The sequence below is a fragment of the Arhodomonas aquaeolei DSM 8974 genome (genome assembly GCF_000374645.1).
GTDB lineage: Bacteria > Pseudomonadota > Gammaproteobacteria > Nitrococcales > Nitrococcaceae > Arhodomonas > Arhodomonas aquaeolei.
The window spans coordinates 48,048-64,416 of record NZ_KB894808.1 but is presented as its reverse complement, the minus strand read 5'-3'; the positions used below and the strand labels follow the sequence as shown (position 1 = coordinate 64,416).

The window sequence follows — 16,369 nt, the reverse complement described above, 5'->3', positions numbered from 1 at the left end:
TGCACCCTCACGCGGCAATCCTGCCCCCGACGGGCACAGGACACCCGGCCGCATGTGCCGGTGCATGTGTGGTATTGCTGTCCGCCGCACGCTGGCGACGTAAAAACTCCCGTGCAGGCGGTACCCGGCATGGGCCGCCGTTGCCTTGGAAGCGCGCGATTTATACCATAGCGAGGATCGAGTGTCATGCTACGGACGCTCGCGCGGCCCGCCACGACGGGCCGCCGGCGCCACCACGAGGGCCCGCCCGGGCCGTCATGTCGCCGCCCGCAGACAACCCGCCCACGCCACCAGGGTTCCGAATGACCGTAACCATTAAGACAGCCGAAGAGATCGAGAAGATGCGCGTCGCCGGCCGGCTGGCCGCAGAGGTGCTCGACGTCGTCACACCCCATGTACGCCCGGGCGTGACCACCGAGGAGCTCGACCGCATCTGCCACGACCACATCGTCAGCGAGCAGGACGCCATCCCGGCGCCGCTGAACTACCGCGGCTTCCCGAAGTCCGTTTGCACGTCCGTCAACCACGTTATCTGCCACGGTATCCCGGGGCCGAAGAAGCTCAAGCGCGGCGACATCCTCAACATCGACGTCACCGTCATCAAGGACGGCTACCACGGCGACACCAGCCGCATGTTCTACGTCGGCGAGCCCACGATCCAGGGACGGCGTATCAGCGAGCTCGCCTGGCGCTGCATGTGGACGGGCATCGAGCAAGTGCGCCCGGGCGCGCGCCTGGGGGATATCGGTCACGCCATCCAGACCCTGGCCGAGGACGAGGGCTGCTCGGTGGTGCGCGAGTTCTGCGGTCACGGTATCGGCCGCGGCTTCCACGAGGACCCGCAGGTGCTCCACTACGGCCGCCCCGGCACGGGCATGGAGCTCGCCGAGGGGATGACATTCACCATCGAGCCGATGATCAATATCGGCCGCCGGGACAGCCGCATCCTCAAGGACGGCTGGACCGCGGTGACCAAGGACCACAGCCTGTCCGCGCAGTGGGAGCACACCATCCTGGTCACGCCGGACGGCTACGAGATCCTCACGCACAGCGACGCCTACCAGGACTGATCCGTGATCACGCCCGAGGCCGTGCGCAACGACCGCCAGCTCCTCGACATCGAGGCGCTGGACACCGCCCTGATCCGCGGTAGTGCCCCCGTGCCCCTGCTCCGCCGGGCCCTGGCGGATGCGGACCTCACCATGGAGGCGCGCTTCCTGGAGGGCACGCCGGCTGCGGAACTCGTGCCCCTGCGCGCGCAGGTGGTGGACTGCCTGGTCAGCCGGGTGTGGGACCGCACCATGGGCACGCTCGGCAGCGAGGCCGCGCTGATCGCCGTGGGCGGGTACGGGCGCGGCGAGCTCCACCCCGGCTCGGACACCGACCTGCTCGTGCTCCTGCCGGAGACCGAGGACACGGCGCGCTTCGACAGTGCCATCCAGGACTTGGTGACTACGCTCTGGGACATCGGCCTGGAGGTCGGCCACAGCGTGCGCACCGTCGCCGAGTGCGTGGCCAATGCCGCCGCAGACATCACGATCGCCACCAACCTCATCGAGTCGCGCCTGCTCTCGGGCAACCGCGGACTCTACGAGGCCATGGAAGAGGCCACCAGCCCGGCACACATCTGGCCGAGCCGGCTGTTCTTCGAGGCCAAGTGGCAGGAGCAGAACAACCGGCACCAGAAATACCACGACACCGCCTACAACCTGGAGCCCAACGTCAAGGAGAGCCCCGGCGGGCTGCGGGACATCCACATGGTCGGCTGGGTGGCGAAGCGCCACCTCAACGCCGACACCCTCTACGACCTGGTGCGCAAGGACTTCCTCACCGAGGAGGAGTACGCGGACCTGATGCAGGGCCAGCACTTCCTCTGGGACGTGCGCTTCGCCCTGCACGTGCTCGCCGGCCGGCGCGAGGACCGGATCCTGTTCGACTACCAGCTCCGGCTGGCCGAGCAGTTCGGCTACAAGGACGCCGAGCACACCCTGGCGGTCGAGCAGTTCATGCAGCGCTACTACCGCACCATCATGCGGCTGAACCGCCTCAACGAGATGCTCCTCCAGCTCTACCAGGAGGCGATCCTCTACGCCGACGTGGACGAGCCGCCGCGGCTGCTGAACAAGCGTTTCCAGGTCAAGCGCGGCTTCCTCGAGGTCACCCACCCGAGCGTGTTCCGTCGCTACCCGTTCGCGCTCCTGGAGGTCTTCCTGCTGCTGCAGCAGAACCCGCAGATCAAGGGCGTGCGCGCGGCCACCATCCGGCTGATCCGCGAGCACCGCGACCGCATCGACGAGCGCTTCCGCAACGACCTCCGCGCGCGCAGCCTGTTCATGGAGATCATGCGCCAGCCCCGCGGCATCACCCACGAGCTGCGGCGCATGCACAGCTACGGGGTCCTCGGCCGTTACATCCCGGCGTTCGGGCGCATCACCGGGCGCATGCAGTACGACCTCTTCCACGTCTACACCGTGGATACCCACATCCTCATGGTCGTGCGCAACCTCCGGCGGCTGTTCGTGCCGGAGTTCGCCCACGAGTTCCCGTTCTGCAGCCGGCTCGCCGGCCGGCTCGCCAAGCCGGAGCTGCTCTACCTCGCCGGGCTGTTCCATGACATCGCCAAGGGCCGCGGCGGCGACCACTCCGAGCTCGGTGAGCGCGAGGCCTACGAGTTCTGCATCCACCACGGGCTGTCGCGCTACGACAGCCGACTCGTGGGCTGGCTCGTGCGCCAGCACCTGCTGATGTCCATGACCGCCCAGCGCAAGGACATCTCCGACCCGCAGGTAATCAACGAGTTCGCCCGGCAGGTGGGCGATCAGCGCCGTCTGGACTACCTCTACCTGCTCACCGTGGCCGACATCCGCGGCACCGACCCCAAGCTGTGGAACTCCTGGCGCGAGGCGCTGCTGCGCGAGCTCTACGAGCTCACCAAGCGCGCCATTCGCCGGGGCCTCGGCAACCCTATCGACGGCGACGAGCTGGTGCGAGAGACCCAGCAACAGGCACGTCGGCGGCTGCGCGAGCAGGGCCTGCACCACATGACCGTGCGCTCGATCTGGCGGCACTTCACGCCGGACTACTTCCTGCGCTACAGCGCCGAGGAGATCGCCTGGCATACCGCCGCCATCCACGCCCACCGCGGCGAGGACGCCCCGCTGGTGCTCATCGACCCGGAGAGCCCCCGCGGCGGCACGGAGGTGTTCGTCTACACCCGCGACCGCGACAACATCTTCGCGCTCACGGTCTCGACGCTGGACCAGCTGCGGCTCAACATCCAGGATGCGCGGATCATCACCACGGAGAACGGCTACACCCTGGACAGCTATCTGGTCCTGGAGGACGACGGCCATCCCATCAGCGGCCACGACCGGGGCGCGGAGATCGCCGGCCGCGTCGCCGACAGCCTGGCCACCCCGGACCGGCTGCCGGAGCCCTCGGCACGGACACTGCCGCGGCGGCTACGCCACTTCAGCACCGAGAGCCAGGTCAACTTCTCCGAGGAGCAGCACAACGAGCGCACGGCGATGGAACTGATCACCGGTGACCAGCCCGGCCTGCTCGCCCAGGTGGGCTACACCTTCGCCCGCTGCGGCATCCGGGTGCAGAACGCCAAGATCAGCACCATCGGCGAGCGCGCCGAGGACGTGTTCTTCATCACCGGCCCGAACAATGCACCGCTCACCACCGCGGAGCAGCAGGCGCTGCGCGCCGCGCTGCTGGAGATCGTCGACGACGACACCGATATCATGGCCCGCGCGGACGGCGTCTAGTCCGACGGGCCGGTTTCCGATCCCGGTCGTGCGCGTCGCGCACGGCCCGAACCCGATTCAACGAGGAGGCACAATGGAGCAGCTCAAGTCCACCATCGAGGCGGCGTTCGAGAACCGCGCCGACATCCGCCCCGATTCCGGCGCGCCGGAGCTGCGCGCGGCGGTGGATCGCGCACTGATGATGCTCGACCGCGGCGAGGCCCGCGTCGCCGAGAAGGTGGGGGACGACTGGCAGGTCAACGAGTGGCTCAAGAAGGCCGTGCTGCTGTCGTTCCGGCTCAACGACAACCAGGTCATGCGCAGCGGCGTGACCAACTACTTCGACAAGGTCCCCCTCAAGTACGCCGACTACAACAGCACCGAGCTGCGCGACTCCGGCGTGCGCGTCGTCCCGCCGGCGATCGCGCGCCGCGGCGCCTACATCGCCCCCGGCGCCGTACTCATGCCCTCCTACGTCAACATCGGCGCCTACGTCGGCGAGGGCACCATGGTCGACACCTGGGCCACCGTGGGTTCATGCGCGCAGATCGGCCGGGGCGTCCACCTCTCGGGCGGTGCCGGCATCGGCGGCGTGCTCGAGCCGCTGCAGGCCAACCCCACGATCGTCGAAGACAACGTGTTCATCGGCGCACGCTCGGAGATCGTCGAGGGCGTGATCGTCGAGGAAGGGGCGGTGATCTCCATGGGCGTGTTCATCGGCCAGAGCACCAAGATCTACAACCGCGAGACCGGCGAGGTCCTCTACGGGCGCGTGCCCCGGGGCGCGGTGGTGGTGCCGGGCAGCCTCCCCGCGGATGACGGCAGCCACAGCCTCTACTGCGCGGTCATCATCAAGCAGGTGGACGCCGGCACCCGCGAGAAGGTCGGCATCAACGAGCTCCTGCGGCCGTGATCCTCCACGGGCTGAAGAGCTGCGACACCTGTCGCCGGGCGCGCCGCCACCTGGAGACGCTGGGGGTGGCGTTCACCTTCCGCGACCTCCGCGAGGACGGCGTCGACACCCCCGCCCTGGCCCGCTGGGCCGACGCCGTCGGCTGGGAGCGCCTGCTCAACCGCCGCAGCACCACCTGGCGGGAACACCCCGCCGTGGACCGGGAAGGCCTGGACCGCGGGCGTGCCATCGAGCTGATGGCCGCCCACCCCACGCTGATCAAGCGTCCCGTGCTGGAGCACGACGGCGGCGTGCTGGTCGGCTATCGACAGGATGACTACGAGGCACTGGGCTGAGATGTCGGAGACCCTGGAACTCACCTGCGAGCTCATCCGCCGGGCCTCGGTGACCCCCGAGGACGCCGGCTGCCAGGACCTGCTCGTCGAGCGGCTCGACCCACTCGGCTTCGCCTGCGAGCGCCTGGTCTTCGGCGAAGTCACCAACCTCTGGGCGCGCCGCGGCAACGCCGCGCCGCTGTTCGTCTTCGCCGGGCACACCGACGTCGTGCCCACCGGCCCGGAGGCGGACTGGTCGAGCCCGCCGTTCGAGCCGACCCTGCACGAAGGCCTGCTCTACGGCCGCGGCGCCGCGGACATGAAGGGCAGTGTGGCGGCCTTCGTCACAGCGGTGGAGCGCTTCATCGCCCATCACCCGGAACATGCGGGCAGCGTGGCGCTGCTGATCACCAGCGACGAGGAAGGCCCGGGCATCAATGGCACCCGCCGCGTGGTCGAGTACCTCGGCGAGCAGGCCGAGCGCATCGACTACTGCCTGGTCGGCGAGCCAAGCTCCGAGTCCTTGCTGGCCGACACCATCAAGATCGGCCGCCGGGGCAGCCTCCACGGCCACCTCACCGTCCGCGGCACTCAGGGCCACGTGGCCTACCCCCAGCGCGCGCGCAACCCGATCCACGCATTCGCGCCGGCGCTCGCGGCGCTCGCGGACACGCAGTGGGACCAGGGCAACGACAGCTTCCCCGCCACCAGCTTCCAAGTCTCCAACATCCGCGGTGGCACAGGTGCGACCAACGTGATTCCCGGCCAGCTTCACGTGGACTTCAACTTCCGCTTCTCCAACGAGGTCACGGAAGCGGACCTGCGCTACCGTACCGAGGCCATCCTCGGCGACCACGGCATCGACTTCGCGCTGGAGTGGGTGCTCTCCGCGCGGCCGTTCCTGACCGAGCCCGGTCCCCTGCTCGCCGCCACCACGGACGCTATCGAGGCGGTGACGGGGCGGGCGACCACCCCGTCAACCGCCGGCGGCACCTCGGACGGGCGTTTCATCGCCCCGACCGGCGCCCAGATCGTCGAGCTGGGACCACTCAACCGCAGCATCCACCAGATCGACGAGCACGTGGCCAGCGAGGACCTGGAGGCCCTATCCGCCATCTACGAGGGCATCCTCGTGCGGCTGCTCGTGCCCGGGCACTGACTCACAGCGGCTCGACGCGCTCCGCGATCCGGCCGCTCGCCACCAGCTCGCGGAACTCGTCGGCCAGTCGCTCGCTCTCGGCCACGGCGCGGAACCAGTGCCGCTCGCGCTCATAGTCCGGCAGCTTCAGGAAGTCCCGCCGGTCCGGCACCCGGCCGCCGTAAAGTCGCGACAGGTAGGCGTCGCCCGGCGCCAGTAACACCGTTCGCGAGGCGCGCGCCCCCCGGTTACGGCGCCAGCGCAGCGGCTTGTCGAACCACCCCGGGACCAGATGTGGATAGAAGTGCGGCTGCAGCACCAGTCCCGGCCCGGGATCGAAGCCGCCGTCGAAGTGGTAGTCCGTCAGGCCACCGTCGTAGTATACCCCCGGCCCGGCCCCGGGCACGTCCGTCACCGGCAGCATCACCCCGGGGATGGAGCCGGACGCGAGCAGGGCCGCGTCTGCGTTCTCCGGCGTCAGCGGCACGTAGCGCGTCGGCAGGCTGTCATCGAACCGCGCGGCGGCGCCATCGCCGCCGCCATGGAAGACCACGCGCTCGACAAAGGCCCCGAGGGCGTTGCGGCGCACGAGGTTCGCCAGCGCCGCGCCGCCGAGGCGCAAACGATGACGCCGCGACGGCGAATCGGGCGCCATGCCGCGCAGGCGCCCGGCCACCAGATTGACCCGGAACCGGGGATGGCCGAGTGCGGCCCCCGCGCGCTCCCCCTCGAACACCGCCGACAGGGTACGGCAGGCCATGTCGGTGACGAAGGCCGGAGACGGCCGTGCGGGGTAGCGCTGCCCACGATAGGCGCGCTCGAAACGAGCGAACGCCTCACGGGCGTCCGGCAGCGCCGCGCAGGCCACCCGCCAGGCCCCGGACGACGCCCCCAGCAGGGTTACCGGCGTCCCCTCCCCGGCCAGGAATTCGGTGAACACCGCCACGTCCAGGCCGTAGATGCCCAGCCACTTCGGGCCGCCGGAGGCCGCGGTAACCCCGCTCACGTCCGCGGCGCGGAGGCCGTGCTCGTGCAGCCGACGTCGCGCCGCGGCGCCCGCGATCACCCTCAGCATCGGCTCAGCCATCCGTCACCTCCCCGGGGCCGATGGTCCGGCTTGAGGCGGATGTAGAGCGTTCGCTCGACCACCGCCACGACCTCGCCGTTACCATCGCGAATCGTCACCTCAAAGCGCTCCAGATGCTTGTCACCGCCCGCCGTGGCGGCGCGAATGGCCTCCAGCCGGGCCTCGTCGAGCTCGAATCGCGCGGTCACCGTCCCCCGGCCGGGGCGCCGGTAGTCGATCCGCGCGCTCCGGTCCCAGACCCAGTAGCGCGACCCCAGGCTGTGCAGGAGCAGCAGCATGTAGAACGGATCCGTCATCGCGAACAGGCTGCCGCCGAAGTGCGTTCCAACATAATTGCTGGTCCAGCGCCGGTGATGCAGCGCTACCACCGCCCGCCGCCAGTCGGGGGTGATCTCGCGCACGCGTATGCCGGCACCCAGGAACGGCGGCCAGAGATTCATCAGCCGTCCCAGCCATCTCGCCGAGATGCGCATTCCGCCCTCCTCCGGCCCGCATCCGTCACCCCGGCCGAATGGCCCCGATCACCGGCGGGCCGCCCGCGCGTGCCGATGCGTGAACACCGGCCTCCGCCACGCCGCGCCGGTCGCAGGGCGATCCGATAAGACATGCGGGCTGATCGAAAGGTGCCAGCCTAACGGCTACCGGCAGCGGCCGGAACCGTACGCTCCGGCGACGGGGGTGCTCAGAGGAAACGCGCCCAGACGATGCGCGCGAGCATGGCGAGACAGACCAGCACCACCAGCGGGCGGATCAGCGCCACGCCGCCCCGGATCGCCATGCGCGCGCCCAGCACCGCACCGGCGAGCTGACCGACGATCATCGCCGCGCCCACGCCCCAGAGGACATAGCCGCCGCTGATGAACAGGATCATCGAGGCGATATTACTGGTGACGTTCAGCACCTTGGTGAGCGCCACCGCACGGCGGGCGCTGGCACCGAGGAGCGCCACCGCCGAAGCGGTGAAGAACGAGCCCGTGCCCGGGCCGAAGAAGCCGTCGTAGAAGCCGATGGCCGGCGCCGCCGTGAGCCCGTAGCCCAGCCGCCCCATCCGGGGCTCGCTCTCCAGATCGCCGAGCCGCGGCGAGAAGGCGAAGTAGAGCACCATCACCACGAGCAGCAGCGGCAGGAGCCGCTCCACGACGTCATTGTCCATGTACTGTACGAGCAGCGTACCCGCCCCCGCGCCGACGAACGACGCGACGATCAGCCCCCGCGCCCAGGACAGGTCCACCCAGCCCTGGCGGACATAGCTCGCCGCCGCGGTGAACGCCCCCATCGTGCCCTGGAGCTTGTTGGTCGCCAGGGCGTTGAGCGGTGGCACGCCGCTCAGCAGCAGTGCCGGCAGCGCGATCAGGCCGCCCCCGCCGGCAATGGCGTCGAGCCAGCCGGCGGCGAAGCCCACCGCGGCCAGCAGCAGATAGAACTCCGGGGCAACGGCCCATTCCACCGTCGCGACTCCTCTGTCATCGGATACCGGGAAGGCGGGACCATCGCCGGCCCCGGCGGATCAGCCCCGGGGCGGCGTGGCCTCGAAACGGCCGGCACGGCGGTCCTTGCGGACCCGCCCGGCCTCGAACACGCGGCCGTTCATGGCGATATAGACTCCCGGGACGAGCAGCTGCACCGCCGCCAGCGCGAAGCCCAGGTTGAACGGCGCATCGGTCTCGCGCATGCGCGCCGGCTGCATCGCGCCGACCAGCACGATGGTGCGCCCGTCACCGCCCGCCAGGGCCTCGGCGGTCTCCGCCATGGTGTCGGTGCCATGGGTGATGATCACCCGGCGGGCACCGGAGGCCTCGACACGCGCGCGCAGCGCCCGGCGGTCGGCGTCGGTGAGCTCCAGGCTGTCCTTCGCCAGGACGGCCTCCACCTGCCAGGCGACATCCACCCTGGCCTGCTCGAGGATCCCCGGCGCCTGCGGCTCGCCCACGCGGAACTCGCTCAGGGCGTCGGCGTAGACCTTGTCGAAGGTACCACCGGTGGCGAGCACGAGGATCCCGTCATCCGCCCCGCTCACACCCGGCGCGCCCCCGCGGCCGCGATGCTCACCCCGAGGGCGATCAGCACACCCCCCATGATGCGCTCGAACCAGTGGCCGAGCCGGGCGAAGCCGGCACGCACCCGGGCATGACCGAAGGCCACGGCCAGCAGCGAGAACCACGCCGCCGTCGCCACCGCCATGTATCCGCCGTAGGCGACCTGCAGAGCCAGCGGCGTGTCCGCGCTGATCACCACCGAGAACAGCGAGAGGAAGAACAGCGTGGCCTTGGGGTTGAGGCCGTTGGTGAGAAAGCCGGTAACGAACGCCCGGTGCGCCGCCGGTGCAGCCCGCCGCGCGACGACCGAATCCGTCGCCGCGTCCGCGGGACGGGCGCGTAGCGCGCGCACGCCGAGCCATACCAGGTAGGCCGCGCCGAGATACTTCATCAGCGTGAACGCAAGGATCGACTGGGAGACGATCAGCCCGATGCCGAGCAGCGAGTAGGCGACGTGCACCAGGATGCCCGTGCCCACGCCGAGGCTGGTGAGCACCCCCAGACGGCGGCCGTGGCCGACGCTCTCGCGCACGACCACGGCGAAATCCGGACCGGGGCTGGCCACCGCCAGCAGATGGACCGTCGCCACCGTAAGGAACTCCGGAAGATATTCCATGACGCCCTCGCGCAAGCCGTTCAGACGACTACTATACCAGCGGCACGGCCGCGTCAGGCCCCGGCCACCCGCGCGACGGCGCGCTCCAGGCGGACCAGGGCCTCGTCCACCTCGGCCTCCGGGATGATCAGCGACGGAGCGAGCCGCACGACGTCCGGCCCGGCGATCAGCGTGAGCACGCCCTCGTCCAGGGCCGCCCGGAGGATATCCCGCGCGCGTCCGGCCCACTCCGGCACCAGCTGCGCACCGACGAGCAGCCCGCGGCCGCGGATCTCCGCGAAACAGCCGTGGGCGGCGTTGATGCGCTCCAGCCCGGCCCGCAACCGCTCGCCGCGCTCACGCACCCCGGCGAGGACGTCCGGCTGGGAGACGATATCGATCACCTCCGCGGCTACCGCGCAGGCGAGCGGGTTGCCGCCATAGGTGCTGCCGTGGGTCCCCGGCTGGAAGACCTGCGCCACCGCCTCGCGGGTGAGCATCGCGGAGATCGGGATGCCGTTGCCCAGCGCCTTGGCGGTGGTGAGGATGTCGGGCTCCACGCCATAGCCCATGTACGCGTAGAGATCGCCGGTGCGCCCGACGCCGGTCTGGACCTCGTCGAAGATCAGCAGCGCACCGTGCTCGTCGCAGACCCGGCGGGCCGCGGCGAGGAATTCCGCGTCCGCGGGGGTCACGCCGCCCTCGCCCTGCACCGGCTCGACCAGCACCGCGCAGGTGCGCGAGGAGACCGCGGCCTCCAGCGCGGCGATATCGTTGTAGGGCACATGGCGGATGTCTCCCGGCAACGGTCCGAACCCCTCGGTGTACTTGGGCTGGCCGCCGGCGGTGACGGTGAACAGCGTGCGCCCGTGAAAGCCCTGCTCGAAGGCGATGATCTCCGTGCGCGCGGTCTCGCCGCGGTCGTAGGCATAGCGGCGCGCGAGCTTGAGGGCCGCCTCGTTGGCCTCGGCGCCGGAGTTGGCGAAGAACACCCGGTCGGCGAAGGTCAGCTCCGTGAGCCGGCCCGCCAGGGTCATCGCCGGCTCGGTGGCGAACACGTTGGCGACGTGCCACAGCCGCCCGGCCTGGCCGGTGAGCGCGGCCACCAGCCTCGGGTGGGCATGGCCGAGCGCGGTCACGGCGATGCCGCCGGCCAGGTCCAGGTACTCCCGGCCCTGCTGGTCCCACACGCGGGAGCCTTCCCCGCGCACCGGGATCACCCCGGCGGGGTTGTAGTTGGGCACCATGACGGTGTCGTAGAACGCGCGATCGGGATGCGATGTGGTCATTGGACTCCTCGTTGCTGATCGGGGGGACTCATGCGCCGGCGCGCTGGAAGGCGTAAACGCTGCCGAGCCCGAGCAGCCGCGTCAACTCGTCCAGCGCCGCGCGGGACTCCGTGAGCAGCTGCGGGTCCGCCAGGTCGGCGGGGGCGAGGCGGTCCCGGTAGTGCCGGCGGACCCAGTCGGCGAGGCGCCCGTGGCGGTCGGCGTCCAGCCATACGCCCGGCGCGCACGCCGCGGCCTCCTCGTCGGTGAGCACCACCCGCAGCCGCAGGCAGGCGGGTCCGCCGCCGTTGCGCATGCTCTGGTGGACGTCGCGGTAGACGACCCGGGCGAACGGTGCGCCGTGGGCCTCGCAGCGGGCCAGGTAGGCCGCCACCGACGGCACCCGCCGGCAGGACTCCGGCACGACGAGCGCGCGCTCCCCCGCCCCGGTGGTCACGATCTGGCTGTTGAACAGGTACGACGCCACCGCATCCGCCAGGGGCACGTCCCGCTCCGGGACCTCCACCACATCGAGCCCGGGCACCGCCTCGGCAAGGCGTTCCAGCACGGCGTCGTGCTCGGCGAAGGCCCGCTCGTGGGCGAACAGCAGCCGCTCGTGGCCGACGGCGATCACGTCGTTGTGGAACACGCCGGCATCGATGGCCTTCGGGTCCTGGCGGGCGAAGACCACGCGGGCCGGATCGAGGCCGTGCAGGCGGGCCACCGCCTCGCTCGCCGCCCGGGCCTGGCGTGCCGGATAGCGCTGCGGCCCGGCCTGGCCGTCGCCGCCGAAGACGAACAGAGAGACGCCGGGGGCACCAGGGGTGCCGGCAAAACGCGTGTGGTTGGCCGCGCCCTCGTCGCCCAGGCCGGGCGTGGCGGGCAGCGGCTCGTGATGCGCGAACCGGGGCCCCGCGGGGAAGATCGCGCGCAGCACCCGCGCCGTGGTCGGCGCCTCGATGCTGCGGTGGAGCTGGCTCACCAGGTTCGCCGGGGTAAAGTGCACCCGGGCGTCGGCGGTGTCCGCCGAGGGCGAGACGGTGGCCGCGTTGGCGGTCCACATCGCCGCCGCCGAGCTCGCGGCGGCGAGCAGCCGCGGGGCATCGGCGGCCGCGCGCTCGAGCACCCGGGCGTCATCACCGGTGAAACCGACACCGCGCAGCAGGGACAGGCAGGGGCGCTCGTGGGGCGGCAGCACCGCCTGGGCGACACCGAGGTCGGCCAGCGCGCGCATCTTCTCCAGGCCCTGCAGCGCCGCCTCCCGGGGGTTGGCCACGAGCCCGGCATGGCGCATCGAGGCGATATTCCCCCGGGCGAGTCCGGCATAGTTGTGGGTCGGCCCCACGAGGCCGTCGAAATTCACCTCCCGTGCGGTCACAGCGTCACCCCGGGAGGCAGCGTCTCCGGCAGCGCCGGTGCCTCGGTCATCAGCGAGGCCACCGGATAGGCACAGTAGTCCGCGGCATAGTAGGCGCCCGGGCGATGATTGCCGCTCACGCCCACGCCGCCGAACGGTGCCGCCGAGCTCGCCCCGGTCAGCGGCCGGTTCCAGTTCACCACGCCGGCCCGGACCTCGCTGCGGAAGCGCTCGAACGCCGCCGCGTCGCCACCGATAAGCCCGGCAGACAGGCCGAAACGGGTGTCGTTGCAGCGGGCGATGGCGTCGTCGAGCCCGTCGTGCCGGCTCACCCGCAGCAGCGGGCCGAACCACTCCTCGTCCGGGACGTCGATGCCCTCCACGTCCACCAGTCCCGGGCGCACCCGACCGGTGCCCTCGCGCAGGTGGGCGAGCGGCTCGATCACCCGGCCGCCCAGGGCGGCCAGACGCTCCTGGGCGTGGACGAGGACGCGCGCTGCCGCGTCGCTGATCACCGGCCCCATGAACACCTCGGGATCGTCGTCGCAATCGCCCACCCGCAGCGCACGGGCCGCCCCGGTCAGTGCCTCCAGCAGCCGGTCGCCTTCCCTGCCCCGTGGCAGGTAGAGCCGCCGGGCGCAGCTGCAGCGCTGGCCGGCGGTGGCGAAGGCCGACTGCAGCGTGAGCAGCGCCGCCGCCCGCGGATCGGCCCCCGGGAGCACCACCAGCGGGTTGTTGCCGCCCATCTCCAGGGCCAGGATCTTCTGCGGCTGACGGGCAAGGCCCTCATGGAGGGCCAGCCCCGTGGCCTCGCTGCCGGTGAACAGCAGCCCGTCGATCCCCCGCGCCGAGGCGAGCGCCCGGCCGGTGTCGGCACCGCCCTGCACCAGATTCATCACGCCGGCCGGCAGGCCCGCCTCGACCCAGGCGTGCACGGTGGCCTCCGCCACCGCCGGGGCCTGTTCGCTGGGCTTGAAGACCACGGTGTTGCCGGCCAGAAGGGCCGGCACGATGTGCCCGTTGGGCAGGTGCCCGGGGAAGTTGAACGGCCCGAACACCGCCATCACGCCGTGGGGGCGATGGCGCAGCTCGGCGCGCACCGGGGACTCGGCGAGCACGCGCTCGCCGGTACGTTCGTCCCGCGCCTGGCGCGAGATCGCGACCTTGGCGATCATTGCGTCGACCTCGCCGCGGGCCTCCCACAGGGGCTTGCCGGTGTCCTCGGCGATCACCCCCGCCAGCGACTCCCGGCGCTCGCGCAGCATCGCGGCGAAGCGCTCCACGACTCCGGTGCGCTCGTCCACGGACAGCCGTGCCCACGCCGGGAAGGCGCCACGCGCGGCAGCCACCGCCTCATCGACCTGGGCGGCGTCTGCGCCCCTCCCCTGCCAGCAGGCCTCGCCGGTGGCGGGGTCCAGCGAGGTGACCGCCTCGCCCCGTCCGGCCGTCCAGGCCCCGTCGATATACAGCGACGCGTCACTCATCCAGTGCCCTCCCGAGCCAGTGCATGTGCCGCGCATCCGGGTCCACCGGCACCGCGCGGACCGTCTCCCCCGACGGCACCGCCAGTGCCCCGGCCACCGCCTCGTCGACCACTGCCTCGTTGCCACGCACCTCCAGCGGCGCGAGCACACAGCGGAAGGCGGACCAGCGCATGGTCGCCACCAGGCACTGGGGACTGCCCGCCGCCGGCTGCCCCGGGGTCAGGCGCAGGGCCCGGCTGCGTATCACGGCGTCGATGCCGCCGATACGCGCCTCCAGGGTCGCGCCGCCGTCGAAGATGTCCACGTAACCCTCGTAGTGGAAACCCTCCGCCTCCAGCAGCGCCCGGGCCCGGCGGGTATCCGGGTGGACCTCGCCGATGACCTCCTGCGCCGCCGTCGGCAGCAGGGGGACGTAGATCGGATTGCGCGGCATGAGCTCCGCGATGAAGCGTTTGCCCCGGGTGCCGGTGAGGTAGTCCGCCCGGCGGAAGGGCATGGAGAAGAAGTGCCGGCCGAGGCCGTCCCAGAACGGCGAACGGCCGCGTGCGTCGGTGACACCGCGCATCTCCGCGATCACCTTCTCCGGGAAGTGCTCGCGGTGGTTGGCGAGCAGCAGCAGCCGCGAGCGCGACAGCAGCCGCCCGAGGCCGCCGCCGCGGTGGCCGGCGTGCAGGAACAGCGAGCCCACCTCGGTGCCACCGGTGTAGTCGTTGTTGAGGTACAGCGTGGGGATGACCCGGTGCACGCCCAGGGTCGGCGAGGCATGCACCACCGTGCTCACCCGATAGCTGTAGAACGGCTCGCTCAGGCCGATGCCGGTATGCAGACCGGTGGTGCCGACCACGGCGCCGGTGTCCAGGTTCTCGAGCACGAACAGCAGCGCCCGCTCAGCATCGGCCAGCCGCGCCGGCCCGGCCTCGACGGTTTCCAGCGACGTCTGCACCCGCCGCGCCAGGGAATCGCGGTCCCGGGGCAGCGAGGTCATGCCCACGCCGGTGCCCGTCACCAGCTCGCAGAGGACATCGATATCGGTCTCACGGACCGGCCGGATCACGTGCATCGCCGCCCTCCGGAAACGCCGCGTCCCCCGTCGCGAGCGCCACCAGCAGGCTGCCCACCAGCCCGGCACGCTCGACCAGGGAGTCGATCTCCATGTATTCGCTGTCGCTGTGGATGCCGCCGCCGACCACGCCCAGAGTGTCGACGTTGGGCAGCCCGGCGGCGGCGAGGTTGTTACCGTCGCAGCACCCCCCGGTGGGGGCCCAGTCGAGGGTCCCGCCGGTGACCTCGGCGCAGGCCCTCAGTGCGTCCAGCAGGGTCTGCTGGCCGGCGCTCATGGGCTTCGGGGGGCGCGAGAAACCGCCGTGGAGGGCCACGGTGTAGTCCGGCGGCGCATGGACCGAGGCGACGGCCTGCTCGAGCTGGCGTTCCACCCAGGCGGCATCGTCGTCATCGGTGACGCGCACGTTGAAGCGCACCACCGTCCGGTCGGGGACCACGTTGCTGGCGCCGCCGCCGCGCACGAAGGCGGGATTCACGGTGACACCGGGACGCTGTCCGTTGAGGGCATCGATGGCGGTAATGAAGCGCGCCGCCGCGGCGACGGCGTTGCGGCCCAGGTGGTGTTCACGGCCGGCGTGGGCGCTGCGGCCGGCAAACACGGCCGTCCAGTTGCCGCTGCCCCGGCGGGCCCCGGCGAGGGTGCCGTCCGGCAGCGAGGGCTCGAACACCAGCCCGGCCCGATGGCGGGCCGCCGCGGCCGCCAGCACGGGGGCGGAGACGGGCGAGCCGATCTCCTCGTCGGGGTTGAGGATCACCTCCCAGCCGATGCGCCCAGCCGCCGGGCCGGACTCCAGCGCGCGGAGCGCCTCGCGCATCACCACCAGCCCGCCCTTCATGTCCGCCACGCCCGGGCCGCGCAGCCGGGAACCCTCGCGCCAGACGGACTGGAACGGGGAATCCGCGGGGAACACCGTGTCCGTATGGCCCGTCAGCAGCACCGACGGCGCACCGGGCACCTCGCGGACCAGTCGCACCAGCGGCCCCAGTGTCTCCGAGCGGTGCTCGCCCTCGTCGTCCACGCGCTCCCAGGGCGGCAGCGTCTCGGTCACCACCTCCGCGCCGAGCCCGTCGAATGCCGCCGCCGCGGCCTCCGCGACCGCCTGCACGCCGGCGGTGTTGGTGCTGCCGGAATTGATCGCGGCCAGTGTCTCGACCATCGCCAGGGCCTCGTCCCGCCGCCGAGCGATACCATCGCGCAAGACCGTGTAGATCGCGTCGCTCATCGCACCCTCCGTGTGGTTCTCACCCAGCATAACGGGCAATCGGCGCGTGTGCCCGGCCCCACCGGCGCGCCGCTCCAATCGCCTGCTCACACCGTTTTCGCTCTCCGGGTCGACTCGGGCCTTCGCCGGAGTGCTCCCGA

Annotated in this window: 15 protein-coding genes; 5 read left to right on the top strand and 10 right to left on the bottom strand. The window is 71.5% G+C overall.

What is annotated here, in order from left to right; translation table 11 throughout:
* Positions 1-302 precede the first annotated feature (302 nt).
* The 5 genes from map (at position 303) to dapE (ending at position 6,138) form a co-directional block, all read left to right on the top strand.
* Entirely contained in the window at positions 303-1,070 is a 768-nt protein-coding gene (map, locus tag C516_RS0110400) for a type I methionyl aminopeptidase (protein WP_018718325.1), read from the top strand.
* A gap of 3 nt (positions 1,071-1,073) precedes the next feature.
* Positions 1,074-3,773: a [protein-PII] uridylyltransferase gene (gene glnD / locus C516_RS0110395; protein WP_018718324.1), complete on the top strand. Its 2,700-nt coding sequence runs from the start codon at positions 1,074-1,076 to the stop codon at positions 3,771-3,773.
* Between the two features lie 73 nt (positions 3,774-3,846).
* Positions 3,847-4,665, top strand: a complete 819-nt coding sequence (dapD, locus tag C516_RS0110390) for a 2,3,4,5-tetrahydropyridine-2,6-dicarboxylate N-succinyltransferase (protein WP_018718323.1) — start codon at positions 3,847-3,849, stop codon at positions 4,663-4,665.
* On the top strand, positions 4,662-5,000 hold the full coding sequence (locus tag C516_RS0110385; protein WP_018718322.1) for an arsenate reductase: 339 nt from the start codon (positions 4,662-4,664) through the stop codon (positions 4,998-5,000). The genes dapD and C516_RS0110385 overlap by 4 nt, the downstream gene beginning before the upstream one ends.
* Position 5,001: 1 nt before the next feature.
* Entirely contained in the window at positions 5,002-6,138 is a 1,137-nt protein-coding gene (gene dapE, locus C516_RS0110380; RefSeq protein ID WP_018718321.1) for a succinyl-diaminopimelate desuccinylase, read from the top strand.
* 1 nt (position 6,139) lies between these two features.
* Here the strand turns inward: dapE and C516_RS0110375 are convergent, their stop codons facing one another.
* The 10 genes from C516_RS0110375 to C516_RS0110330 all read right to left on the bottom strand — a co-directional run bounded on the left by C516_RS0110375 (position 6,140) and on the right by C516_RS0110330 (position 16,229).
* A complete protein-coding gene (locus C516_RS0110375; RefSeq protein WP_026321099.1) occupies positions 6,140-7,204 on the bottom strand; it encodes a patatin-like phospholipase domain-containing protein in 1,065 nt (354 codons plus the stop codon).
* Entirely contained in the window at positions 7,186-7,677 is a 492-nt protein-coding gene (locus C516_RS0110370) for a DUF4442 domain-containing protein (protein ID WP_018718319.1), read from the bottom strand. The genes C516_RS0110375 and C516_RS0110370 overlap by 19 nt, the downstream gene beginning before the upstream one ends.
* Positions 7,678-7,886: 209 nt before the next feature.
* Positions 7,887-8,651 carry a TSUP family transporter gene (locus tag C516_RS0110365; RefSeq protein ID WP_018718318.1) on the bottom strand — a complete coding sequence of 255 codons (765 nt, stop codon included), beginning with the start codon at positions 8,649-8,651 and terminating at the stop codon, positions 7,887-7,889.
* A gap of 60 nt (positions 8,652-8,711) precedes the next feature.
* On the bottom strand, positions 8,712-9,221 hold the full coding sequence (locus tag C516_RS0110360) for an asparaginase domain-containing protein (RefSeq protein WP_018718317.1): 510 nt from the start codon (positions 9,219-9,221) through the stop codon (positions 8,712-8,714).
* The gene (locus C516_RS0110355) at positions 9,218-9,856 is read right to left on the bottom strand and encodes a LysE family transporter (RefSeq protein WP_018718316.1); all 639 of its coding nucleotides are present in this window, start codon (positions 9,854-9,856) and stop codon (positions 9,218-9,220) included. Before C516_RS0110355 ends, C516_RS0110360 begins: the two co-directional genes overlap by 4 nt.
* 53 nt (positions 9,857-9,909) lie before the next feature.
* Complete coding sequence (locus C516_RS0110350) at positions 9,910-11,124, bottom strand: aspartate aminotransferase family protein (RefSeq protein WP_018718315.1); 1,215 nt, start codon at positions 11,122-11,124, stop codon at positions 9,910-9,912.
* Between the two features lie 28 nt (positions 11,125-11,152).
* Entirely contained in the window at positions 11,153-12,481 is a 1,329-nt protein-coding gene (gene astB / locus C516_RS0110345; protein ID WP_018718314.1) for an N-succinylarginine dihydrolase, read from the bottom strand.
* On the bottom strand, positions 12,478-13,944 hold the full coding sequence (astD, locus tag C516_RS0110340) for a succinylglutamate-semialdehyde dehydrogenase (RefSeq protein ID WP_018718313.1): 1,467 nt from the start codon (positions 13,942-13,944) through the stop codon (positions 12,478-12,480). Before astD ends, astB begins: the two co-directional genes overlap by 4 nt.
* A complete protein-coding gene (gene astA / locus C516_RS0110335; protein ID WP_018718312.1) occupies positions 13,937-15,004 on the bottom strand; it encodes an arginine N-succinyltransferase in 1,068 nt (355 codons plus the stop codon). The genes astD and astA overlap by 8 nt, the downstream gene beginning before the upstream one ends.
* Positions 14,979-16,229, bottom strand: coding sequence for a hydrolase (locus tag C516_RS0110330; RefSeq protein ID WP_018718311.1), 1,251 nt, complete (start codon positions 16,227-16,229; stop codon positions 14,979-14,981). Before C516_RS0110330 ends, astA begins: the two co-directional genes overlap by 26 nt.
* Positions 16,230-16,369 lie beyond the last annotated feature (140 nt).